Raw genomic sequence first — 16,761 nt, forward strand, 5'->3', positions numbered from 1 at the left:
ACTAAATTTACTTTTATTAAGCAAATCCCAATCAATCAGTTTCCGGCGATGAACATCCAGTAGATGACTCCCCACACCAGACCGGCAACGATTAATAATAAGAACAATGCTTTATTACTGATCTTCATGACTGACTCCTTTATCTTCACTCTATGTGTTTATGTCATTGTTATTGTATAGTAAAATCGAAATTTGTTAAAGTATGTAATTCAGAATGTAAAAAAGTAGTCTTTAAGTACGAGATACTTAAAGACTATATTGCATGTCGTTAAAACCTTACATCATGGAAAATTAAATCCTCATAAGTCTCCCTGCGGACGGCTAACCTGGATTCCCCGTCCTCGACAAATACGACGGCAGGCCGGGGAATCCGATTATAATTATTCGCCATCGAATATCCGTATGCACCTGTACAGAACACAGCGAGAATATCCCCGTCTTCGGGGACAGGAAGTGGCAAGTCCCATATCAACATATCTCCGGACTCACAGCATTTCCCTGCAATGGAAACCGTATCTTCACTCATCCGGTCGGCTTTATTCGCTATGACCGCTTCATACTTCGCCTTGTAGAGGGCAGGTCTGATATTATCGCTCATCCCTCCATCAACCGCTACATATTTCCGGACGCCTGGAACATCTTTCTGTGACCCTAAAGTATAAAGACTTGTACCTGCATCTCCTACAAGTGACCGACCCGGTTCAATCCAGATTTCAGGCATTTCTAAATTGTATTTCTCCACTTCCTCTTTCACGGCAGCAATCATTTCTTTCACATATTGAGCGGGAGGAATCGGATCATCATCTTTTGTGTATCGGATCCCAAATCCTCCACCCAGATTAATGACCTTTGGATGAAAGCTGTATTGAGAACGCCACAAGGCGACCTTTTCAATGATTTTCCTGGCGGCGAGAATGAATCCCGTCGTTTCAAAAATCTGCGATCCAATATGGCAGTGGAGACCCAACAATTTAATTGTTCCGGAACCCGTCGCTGATTTCATCGCTTTTTCGGCCTGACCGTTTTCTAAATCAAATCCGAATTTCGAATCTTCCTGTCCCGTAAGGATATAATCATGGGTATGAGCTTCGATCCCTGGTGTTACTCTCAACAGCACCCTTGTGGCTTCTTCAAGAGATCGTGACAATTCACTCACAAGCTCCAGTTCATGAAAGTTATCAACGACGATACAGCCGATTTTATGCTCAATGGCCATCGTTAGTTCTTCCCTTGACTTGTTATTCCCATTAAAATGGATCCTTTCGGGAGGAAACCCTGCCTTCAGGGCCGTAAATAGCTCTCCTCCTGAAACGACATCCAGGGACAATCCTTCATCATCCATTAACTGAAAGATCCCGATACAGGAAAATGCTTTGCTTGCATAGGCTACTTCCGCCTTCACCCCGAGGGATTCAAATGTTTCTTTAAACCCTCTTGCACGCTCTCTGACAAGTTTCGTGTCATATACATAAAGGGGCGTACCATATTGAGCCGCCAGGTCTATGGTACTTACCCCTCCTATCATTAAGCACCCGTTTTTTATTTCTGCTGATCCATGAAGATGCATGAAACGTCTCAGTCCCCTCTATAGTCCACTACTAATTAAACGTAATTTACCACAGAACAAGAATTGTTGCAATATTCTAAGATTTAGCAGGTTGTTTGTATTTATTTCGCGGCTGGACGATACTTGGGCGAATTTTAGACCCCGGTACCGACTTCCTGACGAGAATCTGCATAAACGCCTTCGGACTAAAAGGTAAGAGAGGCCATAGATACGGTGTATTGAGGGATTTAATATTCACTACGTATAGAATATACAGGGTACTTCCAATCATCAACCCGGGAATATGGAAGAATGCAACCATCACCAGGAGAAGAAGTCTTGCTATCTTATTGGCCACGCTCAATTCATAACTCGGGGTTGCAAACGTTCCGATTGATGCTACCGCTACATACAAGATCACTTCTGGCTGGAACAGCCCTACATCGATGGCAATCTGCCCGATCAATACGGCGGCGATCAAACCCATGGCCGTCGAGAGCGGGGTCGGAGTATGAATGGCGGCAATCCTGAACATTTCCACCCCTAGATCAGCGATGAATAATTGAACGATGACCGGGATATTGGTTTGTTCCTGAGGACCGACATATTTGATGGCCTCCGGCAGTAATGATGGATCAAGTACAAACAGATACCATAATGGAAGCAGGAAAAGTGAAGCAAGCACACCAATGAATCTCGTCCATCTCACGAACGTCCCTACTGCCGGTGATTGTCTATACTCCTCCGCATGCTGCAGGTGATGAAAGAATGTTGTAGGTGTGATAATGACACTCGGGGATGTATCGACAAAAATCAGCACATGCCCTTCTAATAGGTGGGTCGCAGCCACATCCGCTCTTTCTGTATATCTGACTAACGGATACGGATTATACCCTTGTTTCACCAGAAACTCTTCTATCGTTTTATCCGCCATCGTCAAACCATCGATTTTTATACTTTTCAATTCTTTCTTGATTACTTCAATCAGACTCGGATTTGCCACATCATCAATATATGCAATCGAAATATCCGTCTTGGAACGCTCTCCGATACGGAATATTTCAAACCTCAGCCTGGGATCTCTTATTCTTCTTCTTGTTAAGGCTGTATTGACGATGATATTCTCCACATAACCGTCACGGGAACCGCGGACAACCTTCTCCGTATCAGGTTCTTGCGGCTGTCTACCCGGATAACTTCGAACATCTACAATGATCGCCTCTTCATACCCTTCTACAAAGACAGCTATCAAACCGGATAGTACTTCATCAACTGCTTCTTCAATCGTTTTTACCGGTTCAAGGGACTGGTGAGCCAGTCGGTTGTGCACAATTTCATAAAGGTGACTAGTGGAGCGTTCCTTGTCGTTTATTTCAACAAGTTCTTCCACTATCTTAATTAGAAAGGAAGTATCCGTTAATCCATTGATGTAATAGAAGTGGACGCCTTTCTTTAAAACCATCAATTTTCTAACACCCAGGTCAAAGCTTGTATTCAACCCTACATGTTCTTTCATATAATTTTCCATAACCGTTAGATTCTTTGGAATCGGTGTTTTTGTAACCTTCTCACCCATTAAATCCACTCCTTTCTAAAATTATTTCAACTGCTTTTTTCGTAATGGGGGCGCCTTGGGAGTAATGATCCCGCTTGGCCATTTTCCCTATGTCACCAATCCCGACAATCACCGGTACATCCAGTTCATCAAGGCAGTAAACTGTATCCCCCGTCAATCTGCCAACATCCATTTCAGGTACACCGAATTTATCGACCCCGTATGGAGTCAACTCCCCGAATTTATCAATGCAGACATCCACCCTGGTCCACTCCGCCTGCCTGGTTTTACTTGCTACCGCAATAATTCCGAGCACGTCTATATCCGGATGATTCGCAACATACTTAAGTGCCCTTTCACCTGCACCTTCCCCAATGAATCCACTATCATCAAACATCACAAAGACAGGGTCGCTTTTGGCTCTTTGAATCAGCTTTACAATTTCAGGCCCTGATAACACAGAGGGATTGCCTTTAGAGCTTGAAATACACCTTCCCCCATACTCTTTCGCCACACATTCGATGGCGCGCTTGGCGTATTCATCCCCATCTGTTATCAGGATCGCTTTCCTTTTATCGTCCATATGAAACCCCTGCCTCTTGCAAATTATTGATGAACCAAGTAGAGCCAATGAAATAGAGAACCGCAAATCTTCCCGAACACGATCGCCATGATCAGAATTACAATCTGTCCATCGATCCCGATTCGTTTGGCCAGGATGGGAAATACATTCAATACTTCTGTCAATGCAGCAGCCAAAAGTCCGATGAACACCCCGCTCATGAGACCGAGGGGGATAAGGACCAGTGGGGAGAAATGGAGAGTGTAATCATTCAGGCTGATGAATCCTCCTGCAAGTGCCCCGGTAATGACAGCCATCTCATAGTAATGAATCATTTTCATTGTTTTGGTCAATTGAGTTAACCTGGGGATGATACCCAATACGGTTAAAAATGCAACGAATCCCGAGCCTACAGCCAGCCCCCCGGCAAATCCAATAAATACGGTGATCACTACATTAATGGTCATCCAGTTTCTTCTGACTTTCTTTATTTTCGTGCATGATCACGTATTGATCTAAATCCTGCTGGTAGTTAAACATTTCAACTTCAAGTGGGCTCGGCTCTTCATTGAGTCTTTTTCGAAACACATGATTGAAAAACAAAATCATTCCAAGACCTAAACCAAACGAGTAAGGAACCTGGAACAATAAAGGGTGGGGATCTACCCCTCCCGTCACAAAATGATACAGCCTTTGATGAACTTCTCTCATACTTACATCTTCATGAAAATTCATTATCGCCAGGGCCGCACCGATGAATAATAGTAACCAAACGCCAATGAATAAAGGGAGAGAGACTTTCTTTTTCTCATAGATCACTTCTATAATGCTTTGAGTAGGCCCGATCGTTTGAATATCAAGGTCTGGATATACTTTGCATACCTCACTGATGACCTTCATGACGTCGACCACGACAATATTCTTATCTGAAGGGGTCACTTGATGAATCGGGATTTCCTTTATATCTTCTACAATCGTTTCAGATGCTATGATTTGCGCCAGCTGAGAAAGCTTGACCATGCTCTCTTCCCTTACCTGCACTCGATGACGTAAGCGTATATACAAAATACCTTCCATGCAGTTCACTTCCTGAAAACATGATTTTCCCTTCGTACCAATAGTATGGATTAACGCGATATATTTATGTAATGACCACGGGGACGATGGGGAGAATAGGTGAACTCAACTTTGAGTTGGAAGTGATGGGAAGGACTGGAGCGGGATACTTATGGAAACAATTTCAAGAAAAAAATAACCATGTGGATTCAATTTACTGAATCCACATGGTTATTTTGCCTATGACTCTGTATGCATATGTTCTTTCATCGTTTGTAAGATTTTCTTCTCAAGTCTTGAAACCTGCACCTGGGAGATCCCCAGCCGATCCGCTACTTCCGATTGGGTCTGATCTTTGTAATACCTTAAATATACGATCAGCCGCTCCCGGTCATCCAATTCCCGGATGGCTTCCTTCAGGGCGATCTTATCAAACCACTTATTATCCGTATTATCGGCAATCTGATCCAAAAGCGTGATGGGATCTCCATCATTTTCATATACCGTTTCATGAATCGAAGAAGGGGCACGACTCGCTTCCTGGGCCATGATCACCTCTTCAACGGAATACTCAAGATGGTCGGCAAGCTCGCTGACGGTCGGGACCCTGCCGAACTTCTTGGAGAGCTCATCCTTCGCTTTCCTGATTTTATTCCCCATTTCCTTCAAGGAACGACTCACCTTCACTGTCCCATCATCCCGAATGAAACGCTGGATCTCTCCGATAATCATCGGAACCGCATACGTCGAAAACTTGACATCGTAGCTTAAATCAAACTTATCCACTGATTTCAGCAACCCGATACTGCCTATTTGAAAGAGATCATCCGGCTCATAACCCCGATTGAGAAAGCGTTGGACGACGGACCATACAAGGCGCATATTCTTTTGGACGATCAGGTCCCTTGCGCTCTGGTCACCTTCCTGACTTTTCTTGATCAGGTCTTTCACCTCGTGATCTTTCAAAAAGGTCTGTTCCTTTTCATTTTTCACTTCGACATCCATGGGCACGACTCCTTAATTGCATAGCGCTTTACTATTGGTCAAGTGCTTCTTCAGCCTTACCGTGGTGCCTGTACCTGGGTGTGATGACACTTCTATTTCATCCATGAAATTCTCCATGATCGTAAATCCCATACCGGAACGCTCAAGCTCCGGCTTGGAGGTGAAGAGTGGTTGACGGGCTTCTTCCACATCTCCAATCCCAATTCCTTCATCGCGGATCGTCATATCAATGAACCCATCCTCTTCCATGATGACTGAAATATAAACCGTCCCATTCGGTCTGTTATCGTAACCGTGAATGATGGCATTGGTCACGGCTTCCGAGACGACGGTCTTGATTTCAGTCAACTCATCCATCGTCGGATCGAGCTGGGCAATAAATGACGCAACAGTCACGCGGGCAAAGGATTCATTTTGGCTTAAAGAACTGAATTGAATGTTCATTTCATTTCTCATATTATGCGACCCCCAATCTTTGTAATGCATTTTCTTCAGACGGCTCAAGACGAATGATCTTAAACAACCCTGACATTTCAAATAATCGGTTTACAGAAGGGGAAATCGCACATACCACCATTTCTCCATGCTTTTGCTTGATCTGCTTGTATCGACCCAAAATGACACCCAATCCGGAACTATCCATAAAGCTTAATTCCTCTAAATTCAAAATGATATGCTTCACATTCTCACTTTCAATCAGGCTTGAAGCTTTTTCCCTGAGTTCATCGGCAGTGTGATGATCCAACTCACCACTTAAACGGACACACAGTACATCTTTTTTGACTTCTAAGTTAATAGCAAGACTCACTATCAGAAAGCCTCCTTCTCTGTCGTATAGTGAGTCATTTCGCTATTCTTTTAGTAAATTCCTTCTCCATGACAAAACTAGAAGGAATTCGTCATAATTAGAGGTTATTTTCCGAGGCTCATTACTTCCCTACCTTTGTAAAAAGCCCAAAGGATTTTTTATATAATTCCCACCAGCTTGCATCGTTTACATTTTTCTTGGCAACGAGAGTGCTTTCCACTACTTTTTTCCCTTTATTCATCACCACGAGCGTCCCGACTTTGTCTCCTTTTTTAATCGGAGCTTTCAAGTCTTTCGATAAGGTGACCTTTTGCTGGATTCCATCTAACTTTTCACCTTTTTGGGTAAGGAGGGATATGGGCTCATCCGTTACGGCATCCACCTTATTTTCCTTCCCTTTTGAAACTTTCACCTTAGCCAGGGAATCACCTTTTTTGAAGAGAGGTTTGGTCGAATACTGATTGAAGGCATAATCAAGCATTTTACTGACCTCATTGTTCCGTTCCTTTGGTGTCGGGGCACCGAACACGACCGCAATCACTCTCATATTGTCTTTCTTTGCCGTAGCCGTCAGGCAATATTTCGCCTCATTCGTGAAGCCTGTTTTCAAACCATCCACTCCGTCATAGAAGCGGACCAATTTATTTGTATTCACGAGCCAGAATTTTTTATCCGACCCTTCACGAAGGTAAGATTCATAGCTGCCTGTGAATTTTGTGATGCCATCATATTTTAGAAGTTCCTTCGCCATCATCGACATATCATGGGCCGAACTGTAATGATCTTTGGACGGTAAACCTGTCGGGTTTTTGAAGTGAGTTTCCTTTAACCCGAGCTCTTTCACCTTTTTGTTCATTTTCTCAACGAATGCTTCTTCACTTCCTGCAATATGCTCCGCCATCGCGACTGAGGCGTCATTGGCCGACCCAATGGCAATCCCCTTCAGCATTTCTTCTACAGACATGCTTTCACCCGGCTCAAGGAAAATCTGCGATCCCCCCATCGAGGCAGCATATTCACTTGCACGCACTTTGTCATCCCACTTGATCTGACCTTTATCGAGGGCTTCCATAATGAGAGTCATGGTCATGATCTTAGTCATGGACGCAGGTGCCAGCTTTTCATGACTGTTTTTCTCATAAAGCACCGCTCCAGTATCACGCTCGATCAATATGGCTGATTTCGCCACGTCGGCGAGCTCCGATTTCTTCTCCTGGGCAAATCCCATAGAGGGAAATAGAAAAGCTGTTAAAACAAATGTCACCACTATATACGCAAAACGTTTCATCCAACTGTCCTCCAATCAAATTCTCGTTATTATTCAATACTCATAGATCCATTTTTTCCAACTGCATCATTTTTATACAATCATTGGTAAAAAGTCATTTTAAAACCTATTTCGTCGTTTTCTTTATTCATTGCGTTTTATTGACATAAATAGAATAAAGAATCCGTTTTCCACATACAAAAAAAGCCTCTGCCGAAGAGAAATAATCCCTTCGGCAAAGGCTTCGTTCAAATGGATGATCAACCCGTGATTTCAGTATGAATCAACGTTGGTGCATCCACGTGTTCAGATGTCACTTTAATGCTCTCATAAAGCTTCTCTTTCACATTGTCGATGTTTTCTTCATTGCTGTAGATGGTGACAAGGGAATCTCCCGCTTTCACCTCATCACCAATTTTCTTGCGAAGTTCAAGACCGACGGCTAAGTCGATCACAGAATCTTTCGTTGCACGGCCTGCTCCAAGCCACATGGCAGCCGTTCCGACTGCATCGGCCACGATTTCAGACACATAGCCATCCTGTTTCGCTTCAAGCTCGATCTTGTACTTTGCTTGAGGCAGTTTGGATGGTTCATCCACAACAGATGGATCTCCACCTTGTGATTCAAGGAATACCTTGAAATTCTCAAGAGCTGAACCGTCTTCAATCGCTCTTTGCAATAATGCTCTTGCTTCTTCTAGCGTGGAAGCTTTCTCAGCAAGGAATACCATATGGCTTCCAAGAGTCAGGCAAAGTTCCGTTAAGTCCTCAGGCCCTTCCCCTTTTAACGTATCGATCGCTTCCTTTACTTCCAAGGCATTCCCGATGGCATAACCAAGGGGCTGACTCATGTCGGAAATGACGGCCATCGTCTTTCGTCCGACGTTATTTCCGATGTTCACCATGGCTTTGGCAAGGTCCTTTGAATCGTCCAGCGTCTTCATGAAGGCACCGGCACCGGTTTTCACGTCAAGTACGATGGCATCCGCACCCGCTGCAATCTTTTTACTCATGATCGAGCTTGCAATCAGTGGGATACTATTGACCGTAGCCGTCACATCACGCAGGGAATACAGCTTTTTATCGGCAGGTGTCAAGTTACCGCTCTGACCGATGACGGCAAGTTTATTCTTGTTCACCAGGCGGATGAATTCCTCATTTTCAATTTCCACATGGAATCCTTCTACGGATTCGAGCTTATCGATGGTTCCCCCGGTATGACCAAGACCCCTTCCACTCATCTTCGCAACAGGGACACCGACCGATGCCACCAGTGGTCCAAGAACAAGTGTCGTTGTATCACCGACTCCTCCTGTAGAGTGCTTATCCACTTTGATCCCTTCGATGGCGGACAAATCAATCTGATCGCCTGATTCCACCATTGCCATCGTCAGGTCTGCTCGTTCTCTATCGCTCATATCTTTAAAGAAAATGGCCATCGTCAGGGCGCTTACCTGATAATCTGGGATGGTTCCGTTTGTATACCCCTCTACGATGAATTTGATTTCTTCAGTTGATAATTCTTTACCTTCACGTTTTTTCTCTATTAAGTCAACCATTCTCATTGCATTCACCCACTCTTCTAGTATTAACCAGCGTTTATAATGATTTCACGATCTCTTTTACATATGAAAGGAAGTTGGCGCGGACCATTTCCGTCGTTTCCATGACTTCATCATGGGAAAGGGGCTGATCCAGAATCCCGGCAGCCATATTTGAAATGCATGAAATCCCCAATACTTTGATTCCTGCATGACGGGCCACGATGACTTCAGGTACCGTTGACATTCCGACTGCATCTCCACCCAGGGTACGGGCAAGGCGAACTTCAGCAGGCGTTTCATAAGTAGGGCCGGTATTTCCTACATATACCCCTTCCTGCACTTCAATGGATAATTCCCCAGCGATTTCTTTCGCTTTTTGACGCAATTCTTTACAATATGCTTCTGACATATCCGGGAATCTCTGCCCTAAGCGGGAATCATTCGCTCCGATGAGAGGATTGCCTCCCATATTGTTGATATGATCGGAAATCAGCATTAAATCCCCAGCCTGGAAGCTTTCATTCACGCCGCCGGCAGCATTTGTCACAATCAGCACTTCCACGCCCAACTCTTTCATGACGCGTACAGGGAATGTCACTTTATCGAATCCATACCCTTCATAGTAGTGGAAACGTCCTTGCATAGCGACCACTTCCTGTCCGGCCAATTGTCCGAATACCAGTTGTCCCGCATGACCTGCCACTGTTGAAACAGGGAAATCAGGAATCTCCTTATAAGGGATCTTCACTGAGTTTTGGATTTCATCTGCCAGTACACCAAGCCCTGATCCAAGGATCAATCCGACCTTAGGCTGTCCTGTATATTGATTTTTCAAATGACTTGCTGCTTTTTGGATATTTTCGTAATTCATCTTATTACTCCTTTTCAACGTAAAGAGGAGGAAATGAGCTTTCCGCTTCATCCCTCTCCTGCTCGTATATTTTCTTTCTATTTCTTACTTCAATTGTGTCAAGAAGCTTTGTCCGAACTTTGGCATTTTTACATTAAAGTTATCAGCAACCGTTGCCCCGATATCTGCGAATGTTTCAGAAATCGGCAGTTCCTTCCCTTCTTTAAATCGTTTTGAATAAACAAGAAGTGGAACATACTCCCGGGTATGGTCTGTCCCTGGGGCAGTAGGGTCATTTCCATGATCCGCCGTGATGATGAGAAGATCCTCTTCCGTCATTTTATCGAACACTTCCGGCAGTCGCGCATCGAACTCTTCCAACGCTTCCCCGTAGCCTTTTGGATCACGACGATGTCCATATAAAGCATCAAAGTCCACAAGATTCAGGAAGCTGAGGCCCGTGAAGGACTGATCGAATGTTTTGATGAAACTGTCCATTCCATCCATATTATGCTTCGTGCGGATCGAATCGGTCACACCTTCACCATTGTAGATATCTGAAATCTTTCCGATGGCGATCACGTCCAGGCCAGAATCTTTCATTTCATTCATGACCGTACGTTCAAACGGCTTCAGCGCATAGTCATGGCGATTGGATGTCCGTTTGAATTCTCCTGGTTCACCCACGAACGGACGGGCGATCACACGTCCGACGAGGTATTCCTCTTCTTTCGTGATTTCACGGGCAATCTCACAGATTTTGTACTGCTCTTCGATCGGGATGATCTCTTCATGAGCTGCGATTTGAAGAACGGGGTCTGCAGATGTATACACAATGAGTGCCCCTGTTTCCATATGCTCTTTTCCTAGTTCTTCAATGATTTCAGTACCACTGGCAGGCTTGTTCCCAATGATCGTCCTGCCTGTTTCAGCTTCCAGTCTCTGGATCAATTTTTCTGGAAATCCATCCGGATATGTCTTGAACGGCTTATCGATATTCAGGCCCATGATTTCCCAATGGCCGGTCATTGTGTCTTTCCCGACTGACGCTTCCTGCATTTTTGTGTAGTATGCAAGAGGCTTGTCGGCCTTCTCAATACCCTTCACTTCTTTAATATTGGAAAGGCCGAGCTTCCCGATATTCGGCATATTCAGTCCATTCATGTGTTCAGCAATATGACCGAGCGTATCTGATCCCTTATCGTTGAACAGTTCTGCATCAGGCGCTTCGCCGATACCGACCGAATCCATTACGATCAAGTGAACCCGTTTGTATGTATAGTTGCTCATTATAGTAAACCTCCTATATAGTCATCCACTTTCAAAAAAAGCGGTTACATTTTCGACCTTCAAACGTATCATACCCTTATCTGCTTTGAAGCAATCGACAGGATGTAACGTCAGAAGTCTGACATCTATATTCTACTTTTCCCTTTCAAAAAAAACAAGAGAGATCCCTTAAAGAATCGTAATTTCTTTAAGGAATCCCCCTTCATTCTTTTAAGCTCTGGGATGGAATTGCGAATAGACATCCTTTAAGCGGGTTTTCGTCACATGTGTATAAATTTGGGTCGTGGAAATGTCTGCATGACCAAGCATTTCCTGAACCGCCCTGAGATCAGCCCCATTCTCCAACAAATGAGTGGCAAATGAGTGGCGAAGCGTATGAGGCGTCAAATCCTTCTCAATATTTGCTTTCTTGGCAAGGGCCTTTAAATTCTTCCAGAAGCCCTGTCTTGTCAGACCTTTCCCATGGTGATTCAGAAATAAATGATCATCACGGTGCTTCTTGCTCCGTAATTTCAATCGTGCATCACCTAAGTATTTCTCGAGGACATCCATGGCCGTCTGCCCGATCGGGATAATCCGTTCTTTGTTCCCTTTTCCGATGCACCGGACAAATCCCATGGTCAAATGGACATCTTCCAATTGAAGCTGTATGAGCTCGCTTACCCGTATCCCCGTCGCATAAAGGAGCTCAAGCATCGCCTTGTCCCTCATCCCTAAGGGTGTCGATTCTTCAGGGGCTTCGAGTAAAGCCTCCACTTCAGCGATGCTCAAGATCCTCGGGAGTGTCCTTTCGGTCTTTGGTGTCTCGATATGCACAGTAGGATCTTGTTCCGTCTCCTTTTCCCTTAAAAGGAATTGATGAAAGGAACGGATCGATGCCACATGACGGGCAACGGTCTTTGAAGATTTCCCCTGGTTTTTCAAATGGCCGAGAAATTGAAGGATATTCACCCTTGAAACGGCGTTTAATTCCGCCACTTCTTCAACCTTTGATAAATATAAGGCATAATTCTTTAAATCACGTTGATACGACTCGATCGTATTCTTTGCAAGCCCTTTTTCTACTATTAAAAAGTGCATGAAATCTTGAATATGGTCTTCCACACTGCATTACTCCCCGTTCATATAAAAAAATAATAATCGGTCATACCAATGGCTCTCTTCCTCTGTCACGGAAGAATAAACCTTCACCGCTGCTCCCTCTGGCTCATCATATTTGTGGTAACCTTCGTATTCTTCACTTATCCACATGATACCATAGTAAAACAAAATCGTTGAACCCGTAAATAAAATAAACACCTTAATGGTCTGCCATACCATTTGAACCCCTTTTATCATCCTGTCGTCCTCCATATTCGCTTGCTTATTAATACAAGCTATGACGATTTTGAACCGTTTTATACCTTATGGAGTGAGATACTGTGAAAAATTCCGGGAGAGTATGAAAAAAAGCCTTAAAGAGTATGTATGGGATGTTTCCGATTCTAGAAACAACACAGGGGTCTTTAAGGCTTTCCGGCATCATCTTATTCTTCTGGATCCTCTTCTTTATCCTGACATCTGGAACAAATGCCATGAAAGGTGAGGCGGTGGTCTTTTATTTTAAACTTCCAGTCTCGTTCGACAATCGTTTCGACGTCTTCTAAAAGATCATCTTGAATTTCATCGACAGCTCCACATTCAATGCATACTAAATGGTGATGGAAGTGGGCTGCCCCTTCTTGCCTGAGGTCATAACGCGATACACCATCGCCAAAATTGATTTTATCTACAATTTTCAGTTCAGACAGCAATTCCAATGTACGATATACGGTCGCCAGTCCAATTTCCGGAGATTTTTCCTTAACGAGGAGGTATACATCTTCGGCGCTGAGGTGATCTTCTTCATGTTCCAATAACACACGGACCGTAGCTTCGCGCTGTGGCGTAAGCTTGTAGCTGGCAGAATGAAGCTGTTTTTTTATTCGTTCAATGCGGCTTTCCATAGTCCTCTCCTCCCTCGTCAATGTCTTTACTATTATATCAAAAAGGGAGGAATAAGCAAAATAAAATAATTATAATCAAACAAATAAAATGATTCTTATATAAGAATCATTTTATTTGATTTTCCCTATGACCGCTTCCATTAAAGTAGGGGAAAGATAGGCTTCAATACTTGCGGCAACGGTGACGATTCCGATTGCCACCACCATGAAGATGACGTACCTGGACAGAAACGGGATCATCTGGAACTGCATGGATGACGACTGCCTCATGAAGATCTTCCGGATCAACCTCAGGGAGAAGTTCGCGCTGATCGCACCTATGAAAATAAATGCCGGAATGATGATAATATTCTGTGGCAGGACGCTCACAAAAGACAATAAAAATCCGCTCCAGCCCATTTGATTCACAAGAAACCCGACAGAAAAGCCAACGACGACACCTTTCATAAATAATAGGACGAAGATGAGGGGCAGCCCGATGATCGAGATCCCTAAGAGCCACATCAACCCGAGATATTTCACATTATGGAGGAAACTCTGACGGAAGAGCTCTTCCGCTGATGTCATACTTCCATCCTCCATTTCACTAAAGAACTTACTTAAATAGAAATAAAGGTCCTCCTTTTGGGCAAATGATAAAGAATTCACGACTATCGCCCCAAAAATGATTCCCATTAAAAACAATGTAATGATAAATAAATAGATCGAGGAATGTGCTTGTACATGTTGGACGAGTGGATTTGAATTTGACATTTTTTTGCGCATCACAGTGCTCCTCCTAGATATCGATTACTAATCTATATGTAAGGCGGGAGACCTTTATTCTACTCTATTGAACTTCCATTAGGATAAACGTATAATCATAGAAACCTGAATGGGAGGAATATAACATGACGAAACCAAGCTTAATCGAATTTCCCGATCGGATCGAAACTCCGCGCCTTTATATTCGACCTTGCATGCCTGGTGACGGTTCAGACGTGTTTCGTGCCATTGCAGACTCGCGAAATGAGTTAAAACCATGGCTCCCCTTCGCCCGGAAAGAACAGACCCTTGAAGAAGTGGAGGCAGGCGTGCGGGAATCCTATGCAGATTTCATTAAGAAGACCGATATCCGACTACATATCTATCTGAAAGAAACGAATGAATTCATCGGATCCACAGGTCTTCACCGCATCGATTGGGATGTACCTAAAGTGGAAATCGGGTATTGGCTCAACTTACGGCACACCAAAAAGGGATATATCGTGGAAGCCGTCAAGGCGTTGACTCATTTCGCCCTCCACGACCTTTCCTGTAAGCGTGTGGAAATCCGCTGTGATGAGAGGAATACGACCTCGCGGAGGGTGCCTGAGAGGCTGGGGTTCCTGCTAGAGGGGATCATTCGGCATGACCATCTTGATGAAAATGGGACGGATGCACGTGATACATGTGTTTATTCTCTGGTTCCTGGGGACCTCGCTTAAACATTACCATCCAAAAAAGCTGGACCCACCCTCAACGGGGGTCCAGCTTTCTTTACGTCATCATTTATTTCCCCAATTTCTGCAGTTGCAGATATTGAACCGCATAAGCCGTTTTCGCATCATAAATCCGCTGTTCTTTAATGAGCTGCAGTGCCTCTTCTACTGTCACTTCAATCAACTCGACAAATTCATCTTCATCCGTTTCTTTCGACTCCAGGATGGGGTGGATATCGTGAGCGATATACAAGTGAACGAGCTCATCTGCAAATCCAGGTGAAGTATAAAACGAGATAAGATGCTCCAGATTTTCACATCCGTACCCTGTTTCTTCTTCCAATTCACGCAGAGCCGTTTTATCCGGCTCTTCACCCGGCTCAAGCTTTCCGGCAGGTATTTCGATGATGGATTTCTCCAACGCTTTACGGTACTGCTCCACCATCACTATTTTCCCTTCCGGTGTCAATGCGATGACCGCTACAGCTCCAGGGTGCTTAATCAGTTCCCGCTTGGATGTCTTGCCGTTTGGAAGCTCGACTTCATCCACTTGAAGATCAATGATTTTCCCTTGATAGATCGTTTCTGTTGTAATCGTCTTTTCTTCGAATTTTTTCATCGTTCAACTCTCCTTGTTCTGTCATCGACCTTGTCCTCATACATTTTACCATATCCCAGTCGAGGATCGAGGTGAAAACCCTTGAAGGTGATTACTGAAAAGGATCGGATCATCCTGGTAGGGAAAGCATGGGAAATCAAGGCGAAGTTGAAGGAATATAATCAAACCTACGTTACTGTCAAGGAATGGATCGACGCCAATCGTTGAAGGCAGCCGTTTTCTTTGTTTATTCGTCCCCACTTTCGTTAATATAATAGAGAGTGCTAATGTTGAAAGGACGGATACTATGGAAAAAAGACAAATAGGTCATTCCGATTTACATGTTTCAAAAATGGGGCTCGGCTGTATGTCCCTTGGAACCGAAGAGAGTTCTGCGAAGGAAATTGTGCAGCACGCTTTAGATAATGGCATCAATTACCTTGATACTGCTGATTTATATGACTTTGGTCAAAATGAGGAAATCGTAGGCAAAGCCATTCGTGATGTCCGGGACGATATCATCCTGGCCACAAAAGTAGGAAATCGGTGGAATGATGTCGAGGATGGCTGGCGCTGGGACCCTTCCAAATCCTATATCAAGTCTGCCGTGAAGGACAGCCTATCGCGCTTGAAAGTGGACTATATCGATCTTTACCAGCTTCACGGAGGGACGATCGAAGACGATTTTGAAGAAACGATCGAAGCGTTTGAAGAATTGAAGAAAGAAGGGATGATCCGCTATTACGGCATCTCTTCCATCCGGCCGAATGTCATCAAGCGATTTCTAAGCTCTTCTTCCATTGACAGCGTCATGATGCAGTACAGCTTACTGGATCGCCGCCCGGAAGAATGGATGGACCTGTTGGATGAAAATAAGGTGAGCATCGTGGCCCGGGGACCTTTGGCAAAAGGACTTCTTTCCGAAAAGATGCTGTCTAAAGCTTCTGCGAAAGTGAAGGAAGATGGCTATCTGGACTACTCTTATCAAGAGCTTGAAGAAACACTGAAGTCCATCCATGGGAAAATGGGTGACAACCGTTCAATGAACGAACTCGCCCTTCAATATATTCTCGCTCATGAGTCGGTGGGTGCTGTCATTCCGGGCGCAAGCTCCGTTCAACAGCTTCAGGAGAATATCGACGCTGTGAATGGGGGATCTTTATCTTCCGAAGAGCTAGACACGTTAAAACAGTTAACCAAATTATCACGATATGAGCAACATAGAGACTGAATGA

At 44.2% G+C, this 16,761-nt stretch carries 20 protein-coding genes; 3 read left to right on the top strand and 17 right to left on the bottom strand.

From position 1 onward, the window contains the following. Positions 1-268 precede the first annotated feature (268 nt). The 16 genes from lysA to spoIIM form a co-directional block, all read right to left on the bottom strand. Positions 269-1,567, bottom strand: a complete 1,299-nt coding sequence (lysA, locus tag V8G47_RS10785; RefSeq protein WP_336200114.1) for a diaminopimelate decarboxylase — start codon at positions 1,565-1,567, stop codon at positions 269-271. A gap of 76 nt (positions 1,568-1,643) precedes the next feature. After that, positions 1,644-3,122, bottom strand: coding sequence for a spore germination protein (locus V8G47_RS10790; RefSeq protein WP_336200115.1), 1,479 nt, complete (start codon positions 3,120-3,122; stop codon positions 1,644-1,646). After that, positions 3,115-3,684 (bottom strand): stage V sporulation protein AE, encoded by a 570-nt coding sequence (locus V8G47_RS10795; protein ID WP_336200116.1) that lies wholly within the window; start codon positions 3,682-3,684, stop codon positions 3,115-3,117. The genes V8G47_RS10790 and V8G47_RS10795 overlap by 8 nt, the downstream gene beginning before the upstream one ends. A 23-nt stretch (positions 3,685-3,707) precedes the next feature. Further along, entirely contained in the window at positions 3,708-4,130 is a 423-nt protein-coding gene (locus tag V8G47_RS10800) for a stage V sporulation protein AB (protein ID WP_336200117.1), read from the bottom strand. Then, a complete protein-coding gene (locus tag V8G47_RS10805; protein ID WP_034758209.1) occupies positions 4,120-4,740 on the bottom strand; it encodes a stage V sporulation protein AA in 621 nt (206 codons plus the stop codon). The genes V8G47_RS10800 and V8G47_RS10805 overlap by 11 nt, the downstream gene beginning before the upstream one ends. Before the next feature lie 219 nt (positions 4,741-4,959). After that, complete coding sequence (gene sigF, locus V8G47_RS10810) at positions 4,960-5,724, bottom strand: RNA polymerase sporulation sigma factor SigF (RefSeq protein ID WP_336200118.1); 765 nt, start codon at positions 5,722-5,724, stop codon at positions 4,960-4,962. A gap of 12 nt (positions 5,725-5,736) precedes the next feature. Then, positions 5,737-6,180 carry an anti-sigma F factor gene (spoIIAB, locus tag V8G47_RS10815; RefSeq protein ID WP_034758205.1) on the bottom strand — a complete coding sequence of 148 codons (444 nt, stop codon included), beginning with the start codon at positions 6,178-6,180 and terminating at the stop codon, positions 5,737-5,739. Position 6,181: 1 nt separating this feature from the next. Continuing rightward, a complete protein-coding gene (gene spoIIAA / locus V8G47_RS10820; protein WP_034758203.1) occupies positions 6,182-6,532 on the bottom strand; it encodes an anti-sigma F factor antagonist in 351 nt (116 codons plus the stop codon). A gap of 121 nt (positions 6,533-6,653) precedes the next feature. Further along, positions 6,654-7,820, bottom strand: coding sequence for a D-alanyl-D-alanine carboxypeptidase family protein (locus V8G47_RS10825; protein ID WP_336200119.1), 1,167 nt, complete (start codon positions 7,818-7,820; stop codon positions 6,654-6,656). A gap of 239 nt (positions 7,821-8,059) precedes the next feature. Beyond that, complete coding sequence (locus tag V8G47_RS10830) at positions 8,060-9,364, bottom strand: pyrimidine-nucleoside phosphorylase (protein WP_336200120.1); 1,305 nt, start codon at positions 9,362-9,364, stop codon at positions 8,060-8,062. 34 nt (positions 9,365-9,398) lie between these two features. Then, on the bottom strand, positions 9,399-10,214 hold the full coding sequence (locus V8G47_RS10835) for a purine-nucleoside phosphorylase (protein WP_336200121.1): 816 nt from the start codon (positions 10,212-10,214) through the stop codon (positions 9,399-9,401). 84 nt (positions 10,215-10,298) lie between these two features. Further along, positions 10,299-11,483 carry a phosphopentomutase gene (gene deoB, locus V8G47_RS10840; protein ID WP_336200122.1) on the bottom strand — a complete coding sequence of 395 codons (1,185 nt, stop codon included), beginning with the start codon at positions 11,481-11,483 and terminating at the stop codon, positions 10,299-10,301. Positions 11,484-11,693: 210 nt separating this feature from the next. Further along, positions 11,694-12,587 (bottom strand): site-specific tyrosine recombinase XerD, encoded by an 894-nt coding sequence (xerD, locus tag V8G47_RS10845; RefSeq protein WP_336200123.1) that lies wholly within the window; start codon positions 12,585-12,587, stop codon positions 11,694-11,696. Positions 12,588-12,593: 6 nt separating this feature from the next. Next, positions 12,594-12,821 carry a YqzK family protein gene (locus V8G47_RS10850; protein ID WP_060672280.1) on the bottom strand — a complete coding sequence of 76 codons (228 nt, stop codon included), beginning with the start codon at positions 12,819-12,821 and terminating at the stop codon, positions 12,594-12,596. A gap of 188 nt (positions 12,822-13,009) precedes the next feature. After that, positions 13,010-13,468 carry a ferric iron uptake transcriptional regulator gene (fur, locus tag V8G47_RS10855; protein ID WP_034758188.1) on the bottom strand — a complete coding sequence of 153 codons (459 nt, stop codon included), beginning with the start codon at positions 13,466-13,468 and terminating at the stop codon, positions 13,010-13,012. Between the two features lie 111 nt (positions 13,469-13,579). Continuing rightward, the gene (gene spoIIM / locus V8G47_RS10860) at positions 13,580-14,233 is read right to left on the bottom strand and encodes a stage II sporulation protein M (protein WP_336200124.1); all 654 of its coding nucleotides are present in this window, start codon (positions 14,231-14,233) and stop codon (positions 13,580-13,582) included. 125 nt (positions 14,234-14,358) lie between these two features. Here spoIIM and V8G47_RS10865 point away from each other — a divergent pair, with 125 nt between their 5' ends. After that, complete coding sequence (locus V8G47_RS10865) at positions 14,359-14,934, top strand: GNAT family N-acetyltransferase (RefSeq protein WP_336200125.1); 576 nt, start codon at positions 14,359-14,361, stop codon at positions 14,932-14,934. Between the two features lie 64 nt (positions 14,935-14,998). On the opposite strand, the gene V8G47_RS10870 is transcribed toward V8G47_RS10865, so the two are convergent. Next, on the bottom strand, positions 14,999-15,547 hold the full coding sequence (locus V8G47_RS10870) for an NUDIX hydrolase (RefSeq protein WP_336200126.1): 549 nt from the start codon (positions 15,545-15,547) through the stop codon (positions 14,999-15,001). Between the two features lie 81 nt (positions 15,548-15,628). On the opposite strand from V8G47_RS10870, the gene mciZ reads away from it, so the two are divergent. Together mciZ and V8G47_RS10880 are read left to right on the top strand one after the other, a co-directional pair. Beyond that, positions 15,629-15,754, top strand: coding sequence for a Z-ring formation inhibitor MciZ (gene mciZ, locus V8G47_RS10875; protein WP_336200127.1), 126 nt, complete (start codon positions 15,629-15,631; stop codon positions 15,752-15,754). 79 nt (positions 15,755-15,833) lie between these two features. Further along, positions 15,834-16,757 (top strand): aldo/keto reductase, encoded by a 924-nt coding sequence (locus V8G47_RS10880; RefSeq protein ID WP_336200128.1) that lies wholly within the window; start codon positions 15,834-15,836, stop codon positions 16,755-16,757. Positions 16,758-16,761 lie beyond the last annotated feature (4 nt).

This window comes from Rossellomorea sp. LJF3, from assembly GCF_037046045.1.
In the GTDB taxonomy this organism is placed as follows: domain Bacteria; phylum Bacillota; class Bacilli; order Bacillales; family Bacillaceae_B; genus Rossellomorea.

Coding starts and splice junctions, on each gene's coding strand:
- V8G47_RS10830 (WP_336200120.1), bottom strand. CDS start 9,364: ATGAGAATGGTTGACTTAATAGAGAAAAAACGTGAAGGTAAAGAATTA.
- fur (WP_034758188.1), bottom strand. CDS start 13,468: ATGGAAAGCCGCATTGAACGAATAAAAAAACAGCTTCATTCTGCCAGC.
- lysA (WP_336200114.1), bottom strand. CDS start 1,567: ATGCATCTTCATGGATCAGCAGAAATAAAAAACGGGTGCTTAATGATA.
- spoIIM (WP_336200124.1), bottom strand. CDS start 14,233: ATGCGCAAAAAAATGTCAAATTCAAATCCACTCGTCCAACATGTACAA.
- V8G47_RS10825 (WP_336200119.1), bottom strand. CDS start 7,820: ATGAAACGTTTTGCGTATATAGTGGTGACATTTGTTTTAACAGCTTTT.
- V8G47_RS10870 (WP_336200126.1), bottom strand. CDS start 15,547: ATGAAAAAATTCGAAGAAAAGACGATTACAACAGAAACGATCTATCAA.
- V8G47_RS10790 (WP_336200115.1), bottom strand. CDS start 3,122: ATGGGTGAGAAGGTTACAAAAACACCGATTCCAAAGAATCTAACGGTT.
- V8G47_RS10795 (WP_336200116.1), bottom strand. CDS start 3,684: ATGGACGATAAAAGGAAAGCGATCCTGATAACAGATGGGGATGAATAC.
- V8G47_RS10805 (WP_034758209.1), bottom strand. CDS start 4,740: ATGGAAGGTATTTTGTATATACGCTTACGTCATCGAGTGCAGGTAAGG.
- V8G47_RS10850 (WP_060672280.1), bottom strand. CDS start 12,821: ATGATAAAAGGGGTTCAAATGGTATGGCAGACCATTAAGGTGTTTATT.
- V8G47_RS10800 (WP_336200117.1), bottom strand. CDS start 4,130: ATGACCATTAATGTAGTGATCACCGTATTTATTGGATTTGCCGGGGGG.
- V8G47_RS10865 (WP_336200125.1), top strand. CDS start 14,359: ATGACGAAACCAAGCTTAATCGAATTTCCCGATCGGATCGAAACTCCG.
- deoB (WP_336200122.1), bottom strand. CDS start 11,483: ATGAGCAACTATACATACAAACGGGTTCACTTGATCGTAATGGATTCG.
- V8G47_RS10835 (WP_336200121.1), bottom strand. CDS start 10,214: ATGAATTACGAAAATATCCAAAAAGCAGCAAGTCATTTGAAAAATCAA.
- sigF (WP_336200118.1), bottom strand. CDS start 5,724: ATGGATGTCGAAGTGAAAAATGAAAAGGAACAGACCTTTTTGAAAGAT.
- spoIIAB (WP_034758205.1), bottom strand. CDS start 6,180: ATGAGAAATGAAATGAACATTCAATTCAGTTCTTTAAGCCAAAATGAA.
- V8G47_RS10880 (WP_336200128.1), top strand. CDS start 15,834: ATGGAAAAAAGACAAATAGGTCATTCCGATTTACATGTTTCAAAAATG.